Raw genomic sequence first — 21,331 nt, 5'->3', positions numbered from 1 at the left:
GGCCCAGCCTCCAGCCCGATCCGCTTCACTGCAAAGCCAAGCGTCTCGAAAAATTCAACCAAGGCGTTGGGTTCGCTCGTGACCTTCGCTTCCTTCAGGATTTTACCTTGGGCATCCACAACGCATACGCTCGACAGTTCCAATGACACGTCAATTCCGGCATAGTTCTCCACGGCTGTCCTCCGTCTCCAGATGCTTGGGGCCGACTCAAGTCGTGACCCCGTTTCATCATCTATCGGGGGACAGCCACCATCATCACCCCTTGCTCGGAGCCGGGCCCATTACCGCATCTAGTTCATAGCCTTGGAACCGCCGCCGCGAGGGGCTGACATTTGAACTGCGCACGGCGACATTTGAAATTGCGCGCTACGCTTCACACTCCGTCATTGCGAGCGCAGCGAAGCAATCCAGAGTCTTTCCGCAGAGGGATTCTGGATTGCTTCGCTGCGCTCGCAATGACAGGGTTGATGCAGTTGTACACCGAACCCGCGATCTCGTGCCCCGGACGCAGCGCAGCGCCTCTTCGGCGGTGCGCTGCAGAGCCGGGGCCCATGATGCAACTGCGGCTTGTGCGCCCTCCTGGGTCCCGGCTCTGCGAAGCAACGCTAAGGGCGTTGCAGCGCGTCCGGGACACGGGAATGACAATGCCGTCACCCTCCCCAGCCCTCTTGCATCGGCAACAGGTCTTGTAACAAAACCGTCATGCAGCGAAACTAAACGAAGGCCGGGGCCGCGGTTGCGGCCATGCCGCCTCACCGTTAGGAGAGATTTGATGCGCCGTTCACTGGTGTTGCTGTCCGCCGGACTGACAGTCTTGTCCACTGGACTTTCCACTGGACTTGCCTCCGCCCAAAACAACACCCCCCGCAACCTCATCCTGTTCATCCCCGACGGGCTGCGCGCGCTGAAGGTCACCCCTGAAACGGCCCCCGCGATGGCCGAGGTCCGCGACAAGGGTGTCAACTTCAAGAACCCGCACTCCCTGTTCCCGACCTTCACGATGGCCAACGGCTCGGCGATGTCGACCGGCCACTATCTCGGCGACACCGGCGTATTCTCCAACACGATCTGGACCAACTACACCTCAGTCCCCGCTGGCGACACCGTGGTCCCCTTCATCGAGAACGACGCCGTGCTCGGCGACATCGACGAGCATTTCAAGGGCGACTATCTCAACGAAGAGACCATTCTGAAGATGGCCCGCGACAAGGGGCTGAGCACGGCGGCGATCGGCAAGGTCGGTCCGACCTACCAGTTCGACCACACCGACAAGCCCGAACAGCCCGGCCAGCATTCGGTCGTGTTCGACGACTCCACCGGCGGCAAGAACGGCGTGGCGCTGTCGGACGAGGTGAAGGCGGCGCTGACCAAGGCGGGCCTGCCCCTCGCCACGCCCCCGCGCGGCGACAACAGCAAGGCCGGCGATGCCAAGACGCCCGGCACCACCGTCGCCAACGTCGCGCAGCAGGCCTATTTCGCCGACGTCGCCGCCAAGGTGGTGCTGCCGATGTTCAAGGCGCGCAACAAGCCGTTCGTCCTGGTGTTCTGGTCGCGCGATCCTGATGGCAGCCAGCACAACACCGGCGACAGCCTCAACCAGATCCTGCCCGGCATCAACGGGCCGACCTCGATGGCCGGCATCAAGAACGCCGACAACAACCTCGCCCAGCTCCGCAAGGCGCTCGACGAGCTCGGGCTCGCCGCCTCGACCAACATCATCGTCTCCGCCGACCACGGCTTCTCGACGATCTCCAAGGAAAGCAAGACCAGCCCCTCGGCCAAGGTCAGCTATGACGATACGCCCAAGGACTTCCTGCCGATGGGCTTTTTGGCGCTCGACCTTGCCAAGGCGCTCGACCTGCCGCTGTTCGACCCCAACGACAAGAACGCGAAGATCGACGGCAACAAGCATCCCAAGGCCGGCAACGGCGTGCTCGGCAAGGATCCGGAGAAGCCCGATCTCGTCGTCGCGACCAATGGCGGCTCGGACCTCGTCTATCTGCCGAGCAATGACAAGAAGCTGGCGGCGAAAACGATCAAGGCCCTGCTCGAGCAGGATTACGTCTCCGGCCTGTTCGTCGAGGACTCGCTCGGCCGCTTCCCCGGCACGCTGCCGCTGTCGCGCATCAATCTGCGCGGCAAGGCGGCGACGCCGACGCCCGCGATCGTCGTCAACTTCCGCTCCTATGCCAGCGATTGCGGCGAGGCGCCGACCAACTGCTCGGTGCAGGTCGCTGACACCGTGCTGCGCCAGGGCCAGGGCATGCATGGCAGCTTCAGCCGCGGCGACACCATGAACTTCATGGCGGCGATCGGTCCGGACTTCAAAGCCGGCTATGCCGACGAGATCCCGGTCAGCAATGCCGACGTCGGCATGACCGCCGCCCAGCTGATGGGCCTGCGCGGCGCACACAATGGCGGCCTGATCGGCCGCGTGATGTCGGAGGCCTTGCCCAACGGCATCGTGCCGAAGGCATTCAAGGGCGTCGAGAAGTCCAAGATGTCCGAGAACGGTCTTCAGACCGTGCTCAACGTCCAGCGCGTCGGCAGCCAGCGTTATTTCGATGCCGCCGGCTTCCCGGGCCGCACGCTCGGCCTCGAGCCGGACACCGGCAAACAAAAAACGGCGGGGAAATAGCCCCGCCGCTCCTTCGCGCTCTCAAGAGACGCAAATCTACATGCCGATGTCGAACACGTTCGGCAATTGGCCCGCCAGAGGCAGCGCGGTGGCGCCCAGGAAGGTCGCCACCATCGCCATCAGGCGACGGTTGTTCTGGCGCTTGCCGCGCATCTGGCCGGCGATCCACTCCAGCATCTCGCTGTTGACCTTGGATGCATAGGACGGCGCCCAGCTCTCGATCTCGGTGTCGGCCGACAGCGCGACGCTGCGCGGCGGCACCTTCAGGCCCGAGGCGCTTGCGGCGTAGTGAGCAACGGCCTTGGCAAGCAGGTCGTCGAACCGGCCGCCATCGGTGCGCTCGGTCGCGGCCTCGTTGATCTCGAACAGCGCCTCGGCTTCGGCGCGGCTGACCGGCTGGTCGTTGACGGCGGTGGCGGTCAGGATGCGCGTGCACCAGGCGGTGTCATCGGCATCGAGCGAACGGGAAAAGTGCACCCGGCCCTTGGTGGTCGGGCCTTCGCCCGTGATCACGCCGTCGCGCACGATGGAGAGAGCATGAGCCGCGGTATCGCGGCAGGACGGTTCGAGGGACGGCGACTCAACTGACTTCGTCACTGCGGCAGACATAGTTCACTTCCAGATTTCTTCTGATCGACCAGCATTTTCATGCGGGCGTAAAGGGGTGGTTAATGATTCGATATGGGGATCGCGACTTTTCTCAATGGTTGCCGATTAGTCGCTATGAGGACCATTTCGGTTCCGGAGAGCGTCGGGGGCGAGCGTGATGCGGGTCATAAAAGGCTTTATCGGGGCAATCGAGACGGTGAGGATGTTTCGCCGCAGGTGCCGCTGTAACAGAAAGGTGCTAGGAAATCGGCTCTTCAAAGAAGGAATTCACATTTTACTTGAAGCGGTTCACTTGGCGTTCACTTGGCCTTCGCAAGTCCCTATACTGACGGTGACGGCCAATGACAAATTCACAAGCAAATTCAATGTGATGAGGTAGAACCATGACACTTCCGATCGGCACCACCGCCCCCGACTTCGAAGCCGAGACCACCGAAGGGAAGATCAAGTTCCACGACTGGATCGGCAATAGCTGGGCCCTGCTGTTTTCGCACCCCAAGGACTTCACGCCGGTTTGCACGACCGAGCTCGGCGCATTGGCCAAGTTGAAGCCGGAATTCGACAAACGCGGCGTCAAGCTGATCGGCCTCTCGGTCGATCCGATCGACCGTCACGCCAAGTGGGCGGACGACATCAAGGAGACCCAAGGCGCGGCGCCCAACTATCCGTTGATCGGCGACACCGACTTCAACGTCTCCAAGCTCTACGAGATGCTGCCGGCCTCGACCTCGGGCGATCCCCTCACCCGCACGCCGGCCGACAACCAGACCGTCCGCAACGTCTTCATCATCGGGCCGGACAAGAAGATCAAGCTGGTGTTGGTCTATCCGATGACCACGGGGCGGAACTTCCAGGAGATCCTGCGCGTCATCGACTCGCTCCAGCTCACCGCCAAGCATCGCGTCGCAACCCCGGCCGACTGGACGCAGGGCGAGGACGTGATCATCGCAGGCTCAGTCTCCAACGACGAGGCCAAGACGATCTACCCGCAGGGCTGGAAAGAGCCGAAGCCCTACATCCGGATCGTGCCGCAGCCGAAATGACTTCTGGCGGTCGCGCCTAGCGGCCGCAAAAAGTCATCCCGGGGCGCGCGAAGCGCGAACCCGGGATCTCGAGATTCCGGGTTCGGTCCTGTGGACCGCCCCGGAATGACGACAACGTTGGATCACGCCGCGTGAACGCGCTCGAGGAAGCCGTCGACCTCGGCCTTCAGATGCAGGCTCTCGCCCGACAGCGCCTGCGCTGAGGCAAACATCCGGCTCGAGGTCTCGCCGGTCTCGCTCGCGCCCTTGGCGGCGTGACGGACGTTGACGGCGACCTCGGCCGTACCCGAGACCGCGGCGCGAACGCTGGCCACGATGTTGTGCGTCGCGCTCTTCTGCTGCTCGACCGCCGCCGAGATCGAGCCGGCAATGCCGCTGATGCGCTCGATGGTCTGGCTGATCGCCCTGATGGCGGCGACCGATTCCTCGGTCGCGAGCTGCATGCTGGCGATCTGGCTCGAGATCTCGTCGGTCGCCTTGGCGGTCTGGCCGGCGAGCGTCTTGACCTCCTGAGCCACGACCGCAAAACCGCGGCCGGCATCGCCGGCACGCGCGGCCTCGATGGTGGCGTTCAGCGCCAGGAGGTTGGTCTGCTCGGCGATCGAGGTGATCAGCTTGACGACGTCCCCGATGCGCGAGCCGGCCTCGGAGAGCTGCGCGATGCGCTGGTCGGTCACCTCGGCCTGCCTCACCGCCTCGGCGGAGATCTCGTTCGATTCCTGCACGCGCCGGGTGATCTCGGAGATCGACTGCGACAGCTCGTCGGAGGCTGACGCCGCCGAACGCACGTGCTCGGAGGCGTCCTCGGACGCCCCGGCCGACTGTGCCGACAGATCGGCGGTCGAGCGCGCGGTGTCGGTCAATTGGCGCGCCACCCGCTCGAACTCGCCTGACGACGTCAGCACCTTGTCGAGGATGCCGCCGACGCTGCCGCGGAACTGCTCGACGAAGTTGCGCAGGTCGGCCTTGCGCTGCTCGACTGCGGCGGCCGAAGCCGCCGCCTGCTCGCTGCGCATGCGGGCGCGCTCCAGCGAATTGCTCTTGAACACGGCGACGGTGCGGGCGATCTCGCCGATCTCGTCGGCGCGATCCTCGCAATCGATCTCGACATCGCTCTGGCCATTCGCCAGCGCCGTGAGCGAGCGCGTGACCGAGGTGAGCGGCCGGGTGACACGGCGGACGATCAGCAGGGTGAGGATGAGCACCAGGAGCGCGGCGAGCCCGGCGGCAGCGGCCATGCTCTCGATCGCCTGGGTCAGCATGCTCTCGAACTGGGCCATCGGGATGCCGACGTAGAGAATGCCGGCGACCTTGCCGGTCGCGTCCGCGACCGGGAAATAGGCGGTCATGAAGGACTTGCCGAACAGAACGGCCGGGCCCTTGTAGGCCTCGCCACGGCGCAACAGGGCCTGGGCCGGATGATCGGCGGCGAGCTGGGTGCCGACGGCGCGGTCGCCATTCTCCTTCTTCACATTGGTCGAGCGGCGGACGAACTGCCCGCTCGCCTCGTCGAACACGAACAGGGTCGCGTTGCCCCCGACATAGGATACCGCGCGATCGACGATGGCGTGATCCCTGAACTCGGGCATCTTGGGGATCTCGGCGCGCGCGACCGCGCCATCCCTCACCGTGATCCTGACGTCCGGAACGGTCTCGGCAAAGGCCAGCGCCAGCGTGCGCAGATTGACCTCGATGTCGCGCAGCGCGCGATCATTGAAAGCGGACGTAAGCGACCAGTAGCCGGCGCCGACCACCAGCGCCGTGTTCACGGCGATCAGCAGCACGGCGCACAGGACGGCCTTGGTGCCAAGTTTGAACTGCGGCAGGAACTTCGCCGTTGAAAGGCTGGACATGAATGGAATGACCCCCGTAATTCCTGCATAATGATGCAACCGGCTTACGGCGGCATTAACGACGGTTCACAGCGCTGCAGCCGGCATCCTTTCCAAATCGTAAACGAGGCCTCCCTGACCACGCCAAGCGCGCCGCCCATCATCGTGTGGTTTCGCGATGACCTCCGCCTGTCCGACCACCCCGCCCTCCACGCCGCCGCGAAAACCGGCGCGCCGGTGATCTGCCTCTACGTGCTGGACCAGACCGCCGGGCGAGCACCGGGCGGCGCGGTGCGCTGGTGGCTGGCGCAGTCGCTGCGGGCGCTCACTGCCGAGATCGCCGCGCGCGGCGCGGCGCTGTCCCTGCGCAAGGGATCGGCAGCCAAGGTGATCCCCGAGGTGGCGCGCGAAAGCGGCGCTGGCGCCGTCTACTGGAATGGGATCGACCAGGCGCCGCATCAGGCGGTCGAACGGCAGCTCGAAGTGGCGCTGGCAAAGCTCGGCGTGGACTCGCAAAGCTTCCCGGGCGACCTCCTGGTATCGCCCTCGGCCATCCGCAACAAGGACGGCCGGGGCTTGCGCGTGTTCACGCCGTTCTGGCGGCGCGTATTGTCGCTCGGCGATCCGCCAAAGCTTGCCCGCACCGAAGCAGCTGCGCCCGAGCGGGAAAATCACGAGCGACACGCTGGAGAGCTGGAAGCTCGAGCCCAGCAAGCCCGATTGGGCGGGCGGCCTGCGCGAGCGCTGGAGGCCGGGCGAGACCTCCGCCCGCACGCGCCTGCGCGACTTTCTCAAACACAGCGCGCGAGGCTATGTCAGCGATCGCGACCGCCCGGATCGGGAGGGCAGCTCGGGCCTGTCGCCGCATCTGCGGTTCGGCGAGCTCAGCCCGCGGCAGGTCTGGCACGCCGCGCGCTTCGCCGCGGCCGAGAATCCCGCCCTTGGACCCGGCATCGAAAAATTCCTGAGCGAGCTCGGCTGGCGCGAATTCTGCCGTCACCTCCTCCACGACCACCCCGACCTCGCCACCAGAAACCTCCAACCGAACTTCGACGGCTTCCCATGGCAGCCCGACGGGAAGGCGCTCGCCGCCTGGCAGCGCGGCCGCACCGGCTACCCGATCGTCGATGCCGGCCTGCGCGAGCTCTGGCACACCGGTGTGATGCACAACCGGGTTCGGATGGTGGTGGCGTCCTTCCTGGTCAAGCACCTCCTGATCGACTGGCGCGATGGCGAGGCCTGGTTCTGGGACACGCTGGTCGATGCGGATGCCGGCAGCAATCCCGCCAACTGGCAGTGGGTCGCGGGCTGCGGCGCCGACGCCGCGCCCTACTTCCGCGTGTTCAATCCGCAGCTCCAGGGCGAGAAGTTCGATCCCGATGGAACCTATGTCCGGCGCTGGGTGCCGGAGCTACAAGGACTGCCGGCGAAGCTGATCCACCAGCCCTGGCAGGCGACACCGATCGAGCTGGCGAGCGCCGGCGTCACGCTCGGCAAGACCTATCCGCAGCCGCTCGTCGATCACGCCAGGGGACGCGAGCGTGCGCTCTCCGCCTATGCAAAGATCCGCAAAGGTTGAGGGTTGCTTTGACACAATTTTGAAACCCGCTATCGTCATCGCTCCATACAAACCGTGGGGGACGATATGGACGACGATAAGCCGATCACCGAACAGGCAATGGAGACGATCACCACCGCCGTGGAAGCGACCAAGGACGCTGCAGTCACTGCCGCCAAGAAGGTCAGGAAAGCCGCCAAGAAGGTCGCGAAGAAAGTAGCGCCGAAGAAGGCCAAGAAGACTTCGAAGAAGGCCGCAAAGAAGTCGTCGAAAAAAGCGGCCAAGAAGACCGCGAAGAAGGCAGTGAAGAAATCCGCGAAGAAGGCCGCCAAAAAGAAGAAGGCCAAGAAGTCCAAGCGCTGATCGCGCTCCCGAGAACAGACACCAACAAGCCTCCGGGTGCGGACGCGCCCGGAGGCTTGTCCCGGCAACAGCCTATCCGCGTCGCTTGGCTGCGCGCCGGCCAGGATGATGGACCCCTTGCGGATCGCGAAATTCGCTGCGATGGCCGCGCCGGTCCTCCCTGGCAAAGCGCCGCCGTTTCTCAGGCGAGCCGAACTGCTTGATCACCCGCCTGCCGTTGACCTTCTTGATGACGTAGCCGCCCTCGGTCATCGAGAACGGCTCTGTCAGCGTACCCTTGTGGTCGAACTTGGTGCCGCGGGGATGCTCGAACGGCTCGAACCAGGATGGGTAGACGAAGTTCGACATCTCGACGCCGTCGACGAAGAAGGAGTCCTCCTCCACGGCGTCGCAGACCTCATAGGCATATTGCGTGTTCCTGTTCTTGTCGGCCCAGAGATTGGCCATGGGGTCGAGCACCATCTCGAACAGCTCGTGCGAGGCCGCGACGCTGACGGGCTCCCCGTCCAGCGCCTTGACGAAGATCTTCGAGATCGGCTGGCCGCGATGCGTCAGCTCATGGCGCCCGAGCAGCCCCTCATGCGAGGCGTCGTCGAAATAGACGAGCTGCCAATCGGCAGGCTTCGGCTTCTTCGTGACGTAAAGGTCGACCGGATAGCCCCACACCGGCAGGAAATGCTTGTCGTAACACTTCTGGAGCGCCGCGGTGAGCTGGCTCATTTTGCTGCCGCTGATCGACTCCTCCGCGTAGTTGATGCAGGCAATCCGGACTGGCCTCAGCGACCGGCCGAGCAGCGCACGTCTCGTCTTCTTCATGGACATCACCGCGTGAAAGGGAAACTGAAATCCGGCCACCCTAACACGGCGCCCCGCACACGTCAGGGATGTATTCCGCCGCCTCGCCTGTCGGCCTAGACGCGCCGGTTGACCACGAACACCGCGGCCGCGCACATCGCCATGCCTGCAATCGCCAGCGCATCGAGCTTCTCGTCGAACAGTGCGTAAGCCATCAGCGCGGTCACGGCGGGCACGAGGTAGAACAGGCTCGCCACCGACGTCGCCGCCGCGTGGCGGATCAGCCAGTACAACAGCCCGATCGATCCGATCGAGAGCGCCACAGTGAGCCAGCCAAGCGCGAGCACGAACTCCCGCGTCCAGTGCACCACGCGATCCTCGAACAGGAAGGCGCCGACCGCGAAGAAGACGGTGACGGCCACATATTGCACGAGATTGCCGGCGCGCCAGTCGATGTGGTTGCAGTAGCGGCGCTGATAGAGCGTGCCGAGCGTGATGCTGACCAGCGAGACCACCGAGGCAAGCCAGCCGAGCCCGGCTTCGCCGGTCATGGGGCGGTTGTGCAGGATCAGCACCACGCCGCCGAGGCCGAGCACCAGCCCCGCCCATTGCACCGGCGTCACCTTCTCGCCCAGCCAGCGGTTGGCGATGGTCGAGGTCAGGATCGGCTGCAGGCCCGGAATCAGCGCGGAGAGCCCGGCCGGAATCGAATGCGCGATCGCGATGGCGGTGCCGCCGAGATAGAAGCCATGGACGAGGATGCCGGCCACCGCGCTATGCGCGATGCCGATACGGTCCGGCCATTTCGGCCGCGCGATGCCTGCGATGATCGCCATCAGGCCGACCACGATCGCCATGCGGATGGCGAGATAGGTCAAGGGATCGGCATTGTTGATGACGAATTTGGTGCCGATGAATCCGGTGCTCCAGAGCAGGACGAACAGGATCGGCGCGGCGCGGGCAGTCAGGGCTTCTTGATTATGGTTCATTGCCGCCCTCATTGCCCGATGGGGGCCTATGCGGCAATGCGAATTTCGACCTGAGCGATGCTGCGCTGCGACGGAGAGCAGCTCGGATCAGCCGCTCACCATTCGTCCGGACAGGGGTCGATGATCTTCCAGAGCTCGATGCCGTTCTTGATCTTCTTCATGTCGGTGGTGAGCCCGCCATTGCGGCGGATCCAGTCCTTCACCGTATCAGGATAATAGGACATCAGGTCGGACGTCCCTTCCGCGCTGGTGACCTTGATGCCGAAGGTGAAGGCCTTGTCGTAATAGGCCTGATGGAAGCCGAGGCTGGCGCGCGGCGTCACGCAGATCTTGTTCATCGGCACGATGCCGAGCACGAGCGTGCAGGCCGAGTTGCAGATGCCGTCGATGATGACGCGCTCGCCCTTCTCGCGGACACGCTTGTACTTGGCCTTGTACTCGTCGACATAGCCGCCATGGTCGCGTGTGATGTGCAGCTCGGCCCGCGCTGGCGTGGCGGCGGCGAGGCAGAGCAACAGCAGGCTCAAAAGCGTGATGCGCATGGCGGCGGACGACGACAGCCTTCAGGAATGGGACCGGCCTCGAAGGACCCCCAAAGGGCCGGCAACAGGATTCTAACCGAATTCTCTTTGGTCATACTTGTGTGGGGAATTCGTTAAGCATCCCGAAAAGGCCAAAAATGGGCAGGATCCGGCCGCACTTCCGGCAATTCTGTCACACCCATCCGGGAATCTGCGGGATTGGCCCCGTTTTCCGCCCACCGGACGGGTGTCCTGGCGGCCTGAAATGGCTATAACCGGCAGACCTATTCGCGCGGGTTCCGGAGAATCGAGATGAGCAAGTTGAAGCTTGTAGCCGCGGTTGCTGCCCTGTCGGCCGCAATCCTAGCCCCTGGCCTCGCGGAGGCGCGGGGTCATCACCGCTACCACCGCTCCTACGCCAACCCGCTGCCCTACCCGATCAGCTATCTGCACAATTACGGCCCCGGCATCACCCCCGGCACCTTCGCCTATTACGACGGCCCCTCGACCAACCACTGCTACCAGAGCGCGGCCGCCTATGTCGGCCAGGACCGTCGCCGGCACCCCTGCTACTGAGGGGCACTGGCGCGTCCGCTGCGGGCGTCCCTATCGGGCGACGCCCGACAGCAGCAATTGCTTCTCAATCTCGTAGACCGGCAGCTTGACGAGGTCCTTGCCGACCTCGCCCTGAAGCGCCTTGCGCACGACGTCCGAATAATCGGCGCGGATCATGCCGAGCGCACGCGGCGAGGCCACCATGGTCAGGGCCGAGGTCTCGCCCGAGCTGACCGCGGCGTCGAGCCGGCCGGCCAGGCCACGCAGGAAGGCGCGCTCGGCCTCATCGTGCCAATCGGTCTGCTCGACCGAGCTGCGCGCACCGCCGGCCGCGCCATGCAATCGGCCCGGCGCGTCGCTTCCCTGCGCGCTCGTCGGGGGATTGGGCCGCTCGTGCACCTCCCTGGTGTGGAGGTTCGGAAACATCTCGTCGCCGAGGTTTTCCAGAATGAGCGCCTTGCGCCCGTCGCACACGACCAGCCAGTCACCCTTGTCGATTCTCATCTTGTCCATTGCAGAGCTCCAAACAAACAGTGGGCGACCGATGCGGACGACCAGCCGAACGCTCTTCGCATTCCGCGAAGGACGGCCCACGGCGACAAGACTAGGGAGGAAGCATCGAAGATGAATTGCGCAGGATCAAGGTTGGTGGCGAAGTGCCGCGATGCGAGCACGGCATGGCCAGAAGCGCGGAGCTGACGTAGTCTGGCGGAGCTGGATCAGGCGCGCGGCGGGGCAACTGAAAATTTGTTCATCAGCATTACATTTCGGTTCCGCCACAATTTGATCAGAACAACTTCGATATCCTGTATTGCGTAAGCAGAGGAAGACATCATGAATCTCAAGATTGGCCTCGTCGCCGCGTCCCTGTTCGGTGCCCTCGCGGCATCGCCGGCGGCGTCCGCCATGCCCATCGCGCCTGCACCTGCGGTCCCGCAGGTCTCCGACGTCGAGCAGGTCCGTATGGTCTGCGACGCCTGGGGGCAATGTTACTGGCGTCCGAACTATTATGGCTATTACGGCCCGCGGCCGTACTACGGCCCCCGATATTATGGACCGCCGCGCTACTACGGCGGCTACGGCCCGCGCTATGGTTATTACGGCTATCGCCGCTGGTAACATTCGAAGGGGCCCTCGGGGCCCCTTCGCTTTTGCAAGATCGTGGATTGCCCACGCGCCTGTTCGGCCGGCCTGGAGCAATTCCAAAACTGATCCAGATCAAAGAGGAAAATTCGCCGCGCCGTCATTCTACGGCAATGGCCGAGTTGATTGTTTTTCGATGCCCCCAGACGGGCATGAACGTGCAGACGCATCTGGAGAAGCAGCAGGGACCGGAGGGACGCAGCTTCAAGTGCTTCGCCTGTCCCGCCTGCACGCGCCTGCATTTCATCGACCTCGCCTCCGGCCAACCGATGAGCCGAGAACGTTGACGGTGACAATGATCTGACGGACGTCATGGCATGATGTCCGCAATACTACGGCCCGGAATCCCGTTTACTGAAGCACGATGTTTCGCCATTGATGTCGATGTACCGACGTTCATTTGATTGTCACATTGCAGCAGCCGGCCCGACGCATGTTCGACGCCCTCGCCCCGTCCTCCGCACTTCAACTGATCGGCTTTGCCGATGTCGATGCGTTTCGGCCGATCGAGTCGATGGAGGATGCCCGAAGCATTCCGCTCGACGTCCCGAACTTCGCGGCCGCCCGCGCCGTCGTCGCTCTGCCGGCGTGCCGCATCATCGTGATGAGATCCTTCGCGCGCATCCTCGACACCGCCTATCGCATGCCGGGCGGGATGGTGATCCTGCCGATGACCGACGACCTTCAGGTCAATTCCAAGGGAATGGATCTCGACGCGCGCTTCTTCGTTGCGCTCCGCGGCAACGATGAATGCCATTTCGTCGAACCCCAGACCAATTATCACGCGATGATCATCTTCTCTCCGGGCCTGAAAGACCGGGGCTGGTTCGATCATGCCGACGATTTGCGGGCCTATGTCGCGAACCGACCCGCCCTGCTGCTCACACGGCAACCCCTGCTCGACATCCTGCGAACCGCGTCGGTGCAGCCGCTCCTGTTCGAGCGCACCGAGGTCGCCGCCCATCTCCAGGAAGGCCTGCTGCTCGCGCTCGACGATTTGTTTCGGATCGACGCGCGCCCGGATCGAAGCACCTCGGTCCAGGGCGGGCGGTCGACCAAGCTCGTGCAACGGATCGACGATTACGTCGCGGCCTATCCGACCGCTCCGATCTACACGGCCGATCTCGCCGGTGAGTTCGGCGTCTCGATCCGGACGCTCGGCGGCGCCGTCAGCAAGGTGCGCGGCATGAGCCTGCACCAGTACATCCGCCTGAAGAGATTGTGGGCAACACGCGCCCGGCTGCTCAAAGGCGGCGGCGCCACCGTTGCCACCTGCGCGCGCGCCCAGGGTTTCCACCACATGGGTGAGTTTGCCGCGGCCTACCGTGCCACCTTCCACGAGGCGCCATCGGACACGCTGGCGCGGGGGCGGCAGATCAGGCTTCCGGCAAGGTGACGCGAGAAGCCGTTGCGACGCTCACCGGCATCGGCGCCACTTCGGAACATATCCAAAACATCGAAGCTTGGCGCGCTCGGAAGGATTCGAACCTCCGACCCTCGGAATCGAAATCCGATGCTCTATCCAGCTGAGCTACGAGCGCCCTGGCCCGGGCGGGCCGAGACCGAAAAATGCCGGACCGTCTCGCTGGCGAACCAGCGTACCGGGCGGCGTTCGGACGCGTTCGAATTAGCAGAGAGGCTGGCCAATAAAAAGCCCTTCCCGCCTCCAGCGAGGCGGATCAGAGCCGGCTCTCACCAGGTCGTGTTGAAGAGACCGAAATGCGGCTGCTGGGCCACCAGCATCATCGGCCGGCCCGGCTGCTGCGGCGCCGGATGCGCCCGCACAACCTTGCGCTTGGGCTGAGCCTGGGCCGGAGAAGCCTGGGCCTGAGTCTGCGGCTTGGCGTCGGTCTTCTTGGCTGTGGCGGCATCCGCCTTCTGGCCCGGCGTGAACTGGGCGAACGTCTCGCGCACCCGCGCCTTGGCCGACATCTCGGCCAGCGCCGCCGAGGCGGCATCCTGCACCGGCGGCTGAGGCGCAACGACAGCGGCGGTCTTCGTCGCGGGCGGGGCAATCGTCGGCTGGCTGGTGTCGAGCACGACACGCTCAGGCAGGTGCCGATCGGACCGGATCCGGATCAGCGGCTGATCGTTGCCAGCGGTCGCAACGGCCTGCGTCACGGGTGAGGCCGGCAGAGCGAAGTTCACTGCCAACAGCAGTGCGAGCAAGGCTCCACCGACAAAGAGGAAATACCGAAAGATGGGCATTGGCCGCACTCCGCCCCCCGCATCCCCGCGTGGGCTCTCCGCCTCAACAGGCGATACTCTAATTGGTTCCTGGTCCAGCCGTTCGGTTCAAATGGCAGCGCCAAGTTTTTTGCCAAGGCCCGGTAAGGGTAACTTTTCCGCTACCCGAAACTGCCGCCCTTTACGCGCGACGGGCTGCAACCAGCGAACACGTGGCCTGATCGGCATTAACGTTGACGTAGCCGACAGTGATGCGCGCGAAGGTCTTGCGGCTCTTCATGCTGACCGTGTCGGCCAGAACCCGGCTGCGGTCGGTGAGATGGCTGCCGTCGCGTCGTGCGAACGCGCAAACGATCGCCACATCCTTTACGGCATAGTCATTGTCATTTCGCAGCGTGAACGTCACCAGCGCCTTCGAGCCAAGCCCGCCGCGGCGCCAGGTCTGGGAGGAGATCCTGAGACGGTCCAGTTCTGCCGCAGCCAGAGCCTGGGCTTCGGACGCCGGCGTGACCGCAGCTGCCGCATCGCCCGAAGACGCCGTCTCGACGGATGCCAGCTCCGGCTTCGCCGGTTCAGCGCTGTTGCCTTTGGAGAGCGGCAACAGCATCCAGACGCCGCTACCGACGATGATGGCGGCCAGGAGCCACAGCAGGCTTCGGCCAAATGAGACACTCGCAACCGTCACGACCCGCGCCAGGCGCTCGCCGATGCCGGCGAAGCGTCCCGACCCGAGCCGTTCAAACCCTGCGCTCATGGCTGTATCACCGATGGTGGCCGCAACAGGTTCAACGGCGGATTCGGCCACTGCTTACCTTAATCCGGGAGACGAACTAAGGTTCCCGCGCTTCAAGCGAGTCGGCAACGACGGTGGCGATCACCGGCCGGGGCCGTTAACGTGGGCCGCAATACCGAAAGACCCTGTTGGGAGAACATGAAATGCCAATCGCCGTCACTTGGGATCACGTCCATCTGCGCAGCCCCGATCCGGAGGCCACGGCGGCCTGGCTGCGGGACATCCTCGGTGGCGAGATCGTGCGCGCGCCGGGACGGATCGACGTGAACCTCGGCGGTGCCCGGATCTTCATCGCGCCGCTCGAGGGCGACAACGCCGTCAGCCCGCCGCCGCCGCACCCGCACCAGGGCCTCGACCATTTCGGACTCACAGTGAAGGACATCGACGCCGTCGCCGCCGAGATCAAGGCCAAGGGCGTCACGTTCACGCGCGAGCCGACGACGATCCGGCCCGGCGTGCGCATCTGCTTCATCCGCGGCCCCGAAGGCATTTCCATCGAGCTGCTCGAGCGCGACAAGAAATACACCTGACGTGGCGCACGCCGCATTGGCCATCAGCGAGACCAGGCGGCGTGCCGCCCGGCGCGGCTATGTCATGCTGCCGGGCATGAAGCAGCGGATGGTGACGCCCATATAGCCGTAGATCGGCCATACCATTGTGCGGCCGACCCGGTTCGGCTCCGAGATCACGGCCTCCTCCGGCACGTCGACCCAGACGAGTTCCTGCTGCTGGCCCTCGAGCGCGTAGCCATAACGCGGGACGCGGACACGATAGTGCCCGTCCTTGCTGTCCCAGTCGGTGTCCGAGAGCGCCGAGCCGTCGGCATCGGAGCAGCAAGGCCCCTTGCCGCTTCGCAGGCTGTCGAACCAGGCCTTCAAATCCGCATTGGTGTTGACGAACTGGCCGCGGTCGCGGGCGTGCCCGAAGGGCGCTGCTAGCGCAATCAAGGCCATGGCACATGCCAGCCTCGTCACGCTTCGCCAGCGTGCCGCGCGACCGATCCGCCGTCGTTCGCTTTTGCAATTCGTGGGACGCGCACTGTACAGACGCGGCTGATCGCCGCTGGAATCGATCCAGTTGCTCACGTTTGTCTTGCTCCAGCACCCCGCGGCCAGTGCAACAATGGTTATGCATTTCGCGGGCCAACTTGATTCGCAACGACTGGCCACGCCTCATGATGAGACCGTCATCACCGCGTCACAGACAAGCCGGGACAATTACGGTCCGCACCACGGAACAGCTTGCCGGCCGGCAAACTGCCGCGTTGCGCGAGAGGATGCGCTTTGGCATAAAAGCTCTACCGGTTACGCCATTGGGCGATGGCGGCCGGCCTGCGGGACGTTATGAAGAACGGCCTCTATTCGATCCACGTGAACCTGCTCGATGGTCGAGTCGGCAAGGGCAGCGGCGTGATTCTTTTCCGCGACGGCAAGATCCTTGGCGGCGATGCCTACCTCTATTACACCGGCAGCTACGTGGTGAAGGATGACCACTCCTTCAAAGGCGAGGTGCTGGTGCAGCGGCACACCTCGCCGCGGGGCGACGACAATCCGCTGTTCGGCGGACCGGCGCCGGTCGGCATCGGTGTCAGCGGGACCTACACGGACACCCGCGCGGAGATGACGGGAACGGCGCTCGTCGGCAAGGCCAGCCTGATTTTCGGCGCGACGCTGCACAAGCTCGCCGACGTGGATTAGCTATTCCGCAGCCTGCTCGAGCGGCGCCGTGCGCGGCAGGATGATCTGGATGCGCGTGCCCCCGCCCGGCTCGGAATCGAGATCGAGCCGGCCGCCGAGCCGGTTGGTGACGATGCTGTAGACGATGTGCAGCCCGAGTCCGGTGCCGCCCTGGTCGCGCCGCGTCGTGAAGAACGGATCGAAGGCGCGGCGGCGGACGTCGAGCGACATGCCGCAGCCGTTGTCGGAGAAGATGATCTCGACATTGTCCTTGCCGGACTCGCGCACCTGGATGTCGATGATGCCCGGACGCCCGTCGGGAAAGGCGTGCGCCACCGAATTGAGGAACAGGTTGGTCAGCACCTGCCCGTACGGGCCGGGATAGCTGTTCATGGTCAGGCTCGGCTGGCAATCGACGTTGAGCGTCAAATTGTGTTTGCGCAGGCCCGGCCGCAGGCTCATCACCACCTGCTCGGTGAGGTCGCCGAGATCGAAGCTGCGCTGGTCCGAATAGTTGCGGTCGGCCGCGACCTGCTTGAACGACTGGATCAGCTCGGCGGCGCGGTTGAGATTGGAGACGAGCTGCGAGGATGCGTCGCGGCTGGTGTTGAGGAAGTCGTTGAGCGTGGAGCGGCGAAGCTCGCCGCGCTCGACCTCGGACGTGAACATCGCGGTCTTGCGCTCCAGCGCGGAGGCGACCGTCAGGCTGATGCCGACGGGATTATTGACCTCGTGCGCGACGCCCGCGACCAGTCGTCCGAGCGCGGCGAGCTTCTCCGCCTCGATCAGCGAGGCCTGGGTCTCGCGCAGATTGCGCAGCGCAGTCTCCGCCGATTCCTTGGCTTTGCGCATCTCCTGCTCGCCGCGCTTGCGCTCGCCGATGTCGAGCGCCACCGTGACGATCCGCTCGATCTCGCCCTCGGCATCGAGCAGCGGCAGCTTGTTGACCAGCCATTGCCGCATGTTGCCGGAGCTATCCTTGTACTCCTCCTCGTAGAAGCCGAGGCCCTTGCGGAGCTTGAGCACGCGCTTGTCGTTCTCGTCGGTCTTGGCCGCGCCGTAGCGCGACATCAGGTCCGCGGTGGTGCGGCCGAGCGCATCGCCGGGCTCGATGCCGAAGATGCCGGCCATGTAGCGGTTCATCAGCACATAGCGCAGGTCGCGGTCCTTGACGTTGATGACCGCGGGCACGGTATCGATGACCTGCTGGAGCAGGCGCCGGCCTTCGGCGATGGCGTCTTCCGCCCGCTTCTGGTCGGTGATGTCGCGCAGCGTGCCCTCGTAGCGGATGATCTTGCCCTGCTCATCCCGCACGCCGGTCGCGCTGTCGGAGAGCCAGAGGATGTCGCCGCTGCGCTGGCGCACCTGATACTCGAACTCGCGCACCATGCCGTCGCGATGCATGAGCCGCTGATACTCGGCGCGCGCCTCGGGATGGACGTAGATCGTGTGGGCGATGTCGTTGATGCTGTCGATCAGGTGCTGCGGGCTGTCATAGCCCATCATCCGCGCCAGCGCCGGATTGGCGTTGAGGAGGTCGCCGGCCGGCGTCGTCACGTAGATGCCGTCGACCGAGCCCTCGAACAGCTTCCGGTAGCTCTCTTCGGCGAGGCGCTGCTCGGTAAGCGCGCGCACCGCCGCCTCGCGCGCGGTATCGGCCTCCTCCAGCGCGCGGCGGAACACTTCGGCAGCGCGTGCGATGTCGCCGATCTCGTTGTCGACATCGGCGGACGGGATCGAGGTGTCTTTCTGGCCAGCCGCAAGCGCGCGAATCGACCTTGCGATCTGGGCCAGCGGACGCACCGTCCGCCGCACCACGAAGCCGGCCGCAAGGATGCCGATCAGCACGCCGATGCTGCCGAGCACGATGCTCTGCCACCGCGCCTCCGTGAGCGTGCGGGCAAAATCGCGCGCCAGCACGTGACCGCGCCTTGCGCTGACCTCGCGCAGCAATTCGGTGACGCGGCCGATCAGCCGCCCCTCGGTGCCCAGCACCTCGCGGTCGATGTCGGCGATCTGCCGCTCCCGGACGGCGACCGCCATGATCGCCTCGGCGTAACCATTCACGGCCGTCCTGAGCCTGGCGTCGGCGATATCCATCGTCCGCATGTTCTGCGCGGCCTGCTCGGCCGCGGAGGGATTGCGCGCGAGCAGCCCGAGCGCGATCCGGCTCTGCGCCTCGGACAGGCGGGAGGCAAGCTCGCGGTCCGCGGTGCCGGAGACCGCCGCGTCGAACTGCTCGCGCAGCGGCGGCAGTCCGGCCAGCAGCTGGGCACGGCGGTCGATCAGGGTGGAAATCCGCTCGAGGCCGCTGCGATAGGTCGCAAGGCGGTCGGTGACCCCGTCGATCATGTCCTGCTGCTCGGGCGCGAGCTCGATGCGGGTCTTCTTCAGGATGTCGCTGAGCGTCGAGGCCGCCTCGCCCACCTGCTTGAACTGGATGCCGGCGCCGGGGTCGGTGACGAAGTCGCGCGCCGCAAGACGCAATTCGTTCATGCGGCGGTCGATGTCCTCGGCGAGGTCGCCAACGCTCTGGAGCCGCTGCAATTCGGCAAAGGTCGTGTCGATGTGCCGGATCGCGATCACGCTCGCGGTCGAGGTGACGATGATCACCGCCAGCACCAGGATGAAGCTTCCGAACGTAAGCTGGCCGATGGACAGCGAAAAGATTCGCTTTTTCTCGGGGGGCGGCGTCAATTCGGCGGACATTGGTGCGTTGAGGGACCGGCTGCTACTGGAAGCCCAATATACGACGTATTGCACGCCCGGGGGAACATGCCTCCCGCCTCGGAATATCCTTAATATCGTGGTTCTCGGCCTGCCCTCCCCCGCGGCTTATGACGTTTTGACGCTCATCCGCCGCCGGGCCGGGATGGTCATGGCGGCGACGCCGAGGACGACGCAGGCGAGCCCGATCCAGGCGGTCCGGCTCAAGGTCTCGCCGAGAAAGGCGACGCTGATGGCGACCCCGATCGGCACGCGCAGATAGGCCTGCGCGGTGGTCCCGACCGAGCCCAGGGTCTGGATCAGTCGGAAATAGATCGCGAACGCCGCCGCGGTCGAGAACACCGCGAGCGCGAGCAGCGCCAGCACGGAACTCAGCGACGGCGACAGCGTCCAGGGCTGCTCGACGATCAGCGAGGCCGGGATCAGGGCCGCCGCGCCCGCCAGCAGCGAGCCGGCGGCAGGGGCCATCGGGTCGAGACCCCTGAAGCTGCGGCCGAAGATCGCAGCGCATGCGTAGCAGATGGTGGCGGCAACAATGGCAGCTTCCGCGACGAGGCCGCTGCCGATGTCGTGAAAGGCATCGACGCCGACGATCAGCAGGATGCCGGCCATTCCCGCCACGACGCCGAACAGCTTTCGCGGTGTCGTCACCTCGTGGCGCGTCACGACCGCCGTGAGCAGGAAGGTGAAGATCGGCCCGGCCGAGTTGAGGATGGTGGCGAGCGCGGCATCGACATGGCGCTCGCCCCAGGCGATCAGCGTCCAGGGGATGACGCTGTTGAGCACAGCCTGGAACGCGAAGCGCTGCCAGGTCGCCGCATCCGTCGGCATCTTGATGCCGCGCGCCCACATGACGACCAGCAGCAGCAATCCCGCAATCGCGGTGCGCGCCGCGATCAGCGTGATCGGCGGAATGGTGGCGACGCCGAGCTTGATGAAGGTGTAGGAGCCGCCCCACAGCGTTGCGAGCGCGACCAGCAGCGCCAGCTCGACGGCGATATTGGTGTCCTGCCGGTTGTCCATTATTGCGTTCCGTCCATTCTGCGATGGACGGAACCTAGCGCGTCCGCAAGCGCCAATACTTCGCTGCGTATCGAAGTGTATTAGCCGACCGCGCCGACCTCGAACACCTCGCCGTCATAGCCGGCCTCGCGGGGAATGCGGAGCTGGCGGCCGGTTTCGGTCTTGGTCATGACAGGCATTACCGTGACGATGGACATGCCGCGGGCGTGCTCCAGCGCGGCATCAACGCTGCCCTGCTTGGCAAGCCGAATCAGATTGCGCGTGGTCGGGAACGGCAGCTTGAAGCGGCCGCTCTCGCCGCCCTCCACCGCCTCGCGCGGCGAGACCCAGATCGAATCGGTCGACTCGCGGCCGTCATGCGCGCCGAGCTGGTCCGGGGGCGCCGCGGCCAGGAAGAACCAGGTGTCGAACCGCTTCGGCATGCCCTCCGGCGTGATCCAGTGTGCATAGGGCACGAGCGTGTCGAGCGCGAGCTGGAGGCCGTTGTCGGCGAGGATGCTGAGGAAACTGATCTTGTGCTCGTTGAGCGCAACGCGATGCTTGTCGGCGAGCTCGCCCGCACGCCTGGCATCAACAGGCGTGCGGGAGCCCTTCGCGCGCGCCAGCAGGATGCCGCTCTCTTCAAAGGTCTCGCGGATCGCGGCGATGCGAAAACCGCGCTCCGCTTCGCTGAGGCCCTCGCCGCCCGAATACAGGTCGGCGCGAGCGACGATCTCGTTGTCGCCGGCATCGACGCTGCCGCCGGGAAACACCAGCGCGCCCGAGTTGAACTCGATCTGATGATGGCGGACCATCATGAAGACCTCGACTTCCTTTGCTGCGCCATCGCGCAGCAGGAGGATCGTCGACGCCGGGCGTGATGCTGATGTCTCGCCCATT

21 protein-coding genes, 1 tRNA gene and 2 pseudogenes are annotated in these 21,331 nt (G+C 65.0%); 10 read left to right on the top strand and 14 right to left on the bottom strand.

The window, feature by feature from the left end; genetic code table 11:
• Positions 1-173 (bottom strand): annotated as a pseudogene (locus E4K65_RS49005) (IS110 family transposase); the annotation flags it as partial.
• Positions 174-772: 599 nt separating this feature from the next.
• Between E4K65_RS49005 and E4K65_RS36040 the strand changes: the two are divergent.
• Complete coding sequence (locus tag E4K65_RS36040) at positions 773-2,638, top strand: alkaline phosphatase family protein (protein WP_135178140.1); 1,866 nt, start codon at positions 773-775, stop codon at positions 2,636-2,638.
• Positions 2,639-2,674: 36 nt separating this feature from the next.
• Here the strand turns inward: E4K65_RS36040 and E4K65_RS36035 are convergent, their stop codons facing one another.
• Entirely contained in the window at positions 2,675-3,247 is a 573-nt protein-coding gene (locus E4K65_RS36035) for a hypothetical protein (RefSeq protein ID WP_135178139.1), read from the bottom strand.
• A 383-nt stretch (positions 3,248-3,630) separates the two neighbouring features.
• Between E4K65_RS36035 and E4K65_RS36030 the strand changes: the two genes are divergently transcribed.
• Complete coding sequence (locus E4K65_RS36030) at positions 3,631-4,290, top strand: peroxiredoxin (RefSeq protein WP_135178138.1); 660 nt, start codon at positions 3,631-3,633, stop codon at positions 4,288-4,290.
• A 122-nt stretch (positions 4,291-4,412) separates the two neighbouring features.
• Here the strand turns inward: E4K65_RS36030 and E4K65_RS36025 are convergent, their stop codons facing one another.
• Positions 4,413-6,143 carry a methyl-accepting chemotaxis protein gene (locus E4K65_RS36025; protein WP_135178137.1) on the bottom strand — a complete coding sequence of 577 codons (1,731 nt, stop codon included), beginning with the start codon at positions 6,141-6,143 and terminating at the stop codon, positions 4,413-4,415.
• 114 nt (positions 6,144-6,257) lie between these two features.
• Between E4K65_RS36025 and E4K65_RS36020 the strand changes: the two are divergent.
• Both E4K65_RS36020 and E4K65_RS36015 read left to right on the top strand, forming a co-directional pair.
• Positions 6,258-7,701: pseudogene (locus E4K65_RS36020) on the top strand (cryptochrome/photolyase family protein).
• 66 nt (positions 7,702-7,767) lie between these two features.
• Positions 7,768-8,043, top strand: a complete 276-nt coding sequence (locus tag E4K65_RS36015) for a histone (RefSeq protein ID WP_167771423.1) — start codon at positions 7,768-7,770, stop codon at positions 8,041-8,043.
• 72 nt (positions 8,044-8,115) lie between these two features.
• Here E4K65_RS36015 and E4K65_RS36010 read toward each other — a convergent pair whose 3' ends face one another.
• The 3 genes from E4K65_RS36010 to E4K65_RS36000 form a co-directional block, all read right to left on the bottom strand.
• The gene (locus E4K65_RS36010) at positions 8,116-8,859 is read right to left on the bottom strand and encodes a hypothetical protein (RefSeq protein WP_167771422.1); all 744 of its coding nucleotides are present in this window, start codon (positions 8,857-8,859) and stop codon (positions 8,116-8,118) included.
• A 95-nt stretch (positions 8,860-8,954) separates the two neighbouring features.
• Positions 8,955-9,827, bottom strand: coding sequence for a DMT family transporter (locus E4K65_RS36005; protein ID WP_135178135.1), 873 nt, complete (start codon positions 9,825-9,827; stop codon positions 8,955-8,957).
• Positions 9,828-9,922: 95 nt separating this feature from the next.
• Positions 9,923-10,369, bottom strand: coding sequence for a hypothetical protein (locus tag E4K65_RS36000; RefSeq protein ID WP_135178134.1), 447 nt, complete (start codon positions 10,367-10,369; stop codon positions 9,923-9,925).
• Between the two features lie 291 nt (positions 10,370-10,660).
• Here E4K65_RS36000 and E4K65_RS35995 point away from each other — a divergent pair, with 291 nt between their 5' ends.
• Positions 10,661-10,924: a hypothetical protein gene (locus tag E4K65_RS35995; RefSeq protein ID WP_027549261.1), complete on the top strand. Its 264-nt coding sequence runs from the start codon at positions 10,661-10,663 to the stop codon at positions 10,922-10,924.
• 30 nt (positions 10,925-10,954) lie between these two features.
• Here the strand turns inward: E4K65_RS35995 and E4K65_RS35990 are convergent, their stop codons facing one another.
• Positions 10,955-11,416, bottom strand: a complete 462-nt coding sequence (locus E4K65_RS35990; RefSeq protein ID WP_167771421.1) for a host attachment protein — start codon at positions 11,414-11,416, stop codon at positions 10,955-10,957.
• Positions 11,417-11,737: 321 nt separating this feature from the next.
• Here E4K65_RS35990 and E4K65_RS35985 point away from each other — a divergent pair, with 321 nt between their 5' ends.
• The 3 genes from E4K65_RS35985 (at position 11,738) to E4K65_RS35975 (ending at position 13,442) form a co-directional block, all read left to right on the top strand.
• Entirely contained in the window at positions 11,738-12,022 is a 285-nt protein-coding gene (locus tag E4K65_RS35985; protein WP_135178132.1) for a hypothetical protein, read from the top strand.
• Between the two features lie 47 nt (positions 12,023-12,069).
• Entirely contained in the window at positions 12,070-12,333 is a 264-nt protein-coding gene (locus tag E4K65_RS35980; RefSeq protein ID WP_167771406.1) for a hypothetical protein, read from the top strand.
• A gap of 146 nt (positions 12,334-12,479) precedes the next feature.
• Complete coding sequence (locus tag E4K65_RS35975; RefSeq protein ID WP_135178131.1) at positions 12,480-13,442, top strand: helix-turn-helix domain-containing protein; 963 nt, start codon at positions 12,480-12,482, stop codon at positions 13,440-13,442.
• A gap of 68 nt (positions 13,443-13,510) precedes the next feature.
• Here the strand turns inward: E4K65_RS35975 and E4K65_RS35970 are convergent.
• The 3 genes from E4K65_RS35970 to E4K65_RS35960 all read right to left on the bottom strand — a co-directional run bounded on the left by E4K65_RS35970 (position 13,511) and on the right by E4K65_RS35960 (position 14,987).
• A tRNA-Arg gene (locus E4K65_RS35970) sits at positions 13,511-13,587 on the bottom strand.
• A 151-nt stretch (positions 13,588-13,738) separates the two neighbouring features.
• Positions 13,739-14,254 (bottom strand): hypothetical protein, encoded by a 516-nt coding sequence (locus E4K65_RS35965; protein ID WP_135178130.1) that lies wholly within the window; start codon positions 14,252-14,254, stop codon positions 13,739-13,741.
• Positions 14,255-14,414: 160 nt separating this feature from the next.
• Complete coding sequence (locus E4K65_RS35960) at positions 14,415-14,987, bottom strand: hypothetical protein (protein WP_167771425.1); 573 nt, start codon at positions 14,985-14,987, stop codon at positions 14,415-14,417.
• Between the two features lie 182 nt (positions 14,988-15,169).
• On the opposite strand from E4K65_RS35960, the gene E4K65_RS35955 reads away from it, so the two are divergent.
• Complete coding sequence (locus E4K65_RS35955; protein WP_092192966.1) at positions 15,170-15,556, top strand: VOC family protein; 387 nt, start codon at positions 15,170-15,172, stop codon at positions 15,554-15,556.
• Between the two features lie 57 nt (positions 15,557-15,613).
• Here E4K65_RS35955 and E4K65_RS35950 read toward each other — a convergent pair whose 3' ends face one another.
• Positions 15,614-16,111 carry a hypothetical protein gene (locus tag E4K65_RS35950; protein WP_027549253.1) on the bottom strand — a complete coding sequence of 166 codons (498 nt, stop codon included), beginning with the start codon at positions 16,109-16,111 and terminating at the stop codon, positions 15,614-15,616.
• A 258-nt stretch (positions 16,112-16,369) separates the two neighbouring features.
• On the opposite strand from E4K65_RS35950, the gene E4K65_RS35945 reads away from it, so the two are divergent.
• The gene (locus tag E4K65_RS35945) at positions 16,370-16,723 is read left to right on the top strand and encodes a GrlR family regulatory protein (RefSeq protein WP_027549252.1); all 354 of its coding nucleotides are present in this window, start codon (positions 16,370-16,372) and stop codon (positions 16,721-16,723) included.
• Here E4K65_RS35945 and E4K65_RS35940 read toward each other — a convergent pair whose 3' ends face one another.
• The 3 genes from E4K65_RS35940 to E4K65_RS35930 form a co-directional block, all read right to left on the bottom strand.
• Positions 16,724-19,411, bottom strand: coding sequence for a PAS domain S-box protein (locus tag E4K65_RS35940; protein ID WP_135178128.1), 2,688 nt, complete (start codon positions 19,409-19,411; stop codon positions 16,724-16,726).
• A gap of 126 nt (positions 19,412-19,537) precedes the next feature.
• The gene (locus E4K65_RS35935; protein WP_135178127.1) at positions 19,538-20,452 is read right to left on the bottom strand and encodes a DMT family transporter; all 915 of its coding nucleotides are present in this window, start codon (positions 20,450-20,452) and stop codon (positions 19,538-19,540) included.
• Between the two features lie 80 nt (positions 20,453-20,532).
• The gene (locus E4K65_RS35930; protein WP_135178126.1) at positions 20,533-21,330 is read right to left on the bottom strand and encodes an NUDIX hydrolase; all 798 of its coding nucleotides are present in this window, start codon (positions 21,328-21,330) and stop codon (positions 20,533-20,535) included.
• Between the last annotated feature and the right edge of the window lies 1 nt (position 21,331).

Origin of the sequence: Bradyrhizobium niftali, assembly GCF_004571025.1 — a bacterium.
GTDB lineage: Bacteria > Pseudomonadota > Alphaproteobacteria > Rhizobiales > Xanthobacteraceae > Bradyrhizobium > Bradyrhizobium niftali.
The sequence above is the reverse complement of the archived record's forward strand: the minus strand, read 5'-3'. Positions and strand labels throughout refer to the sequence as shown.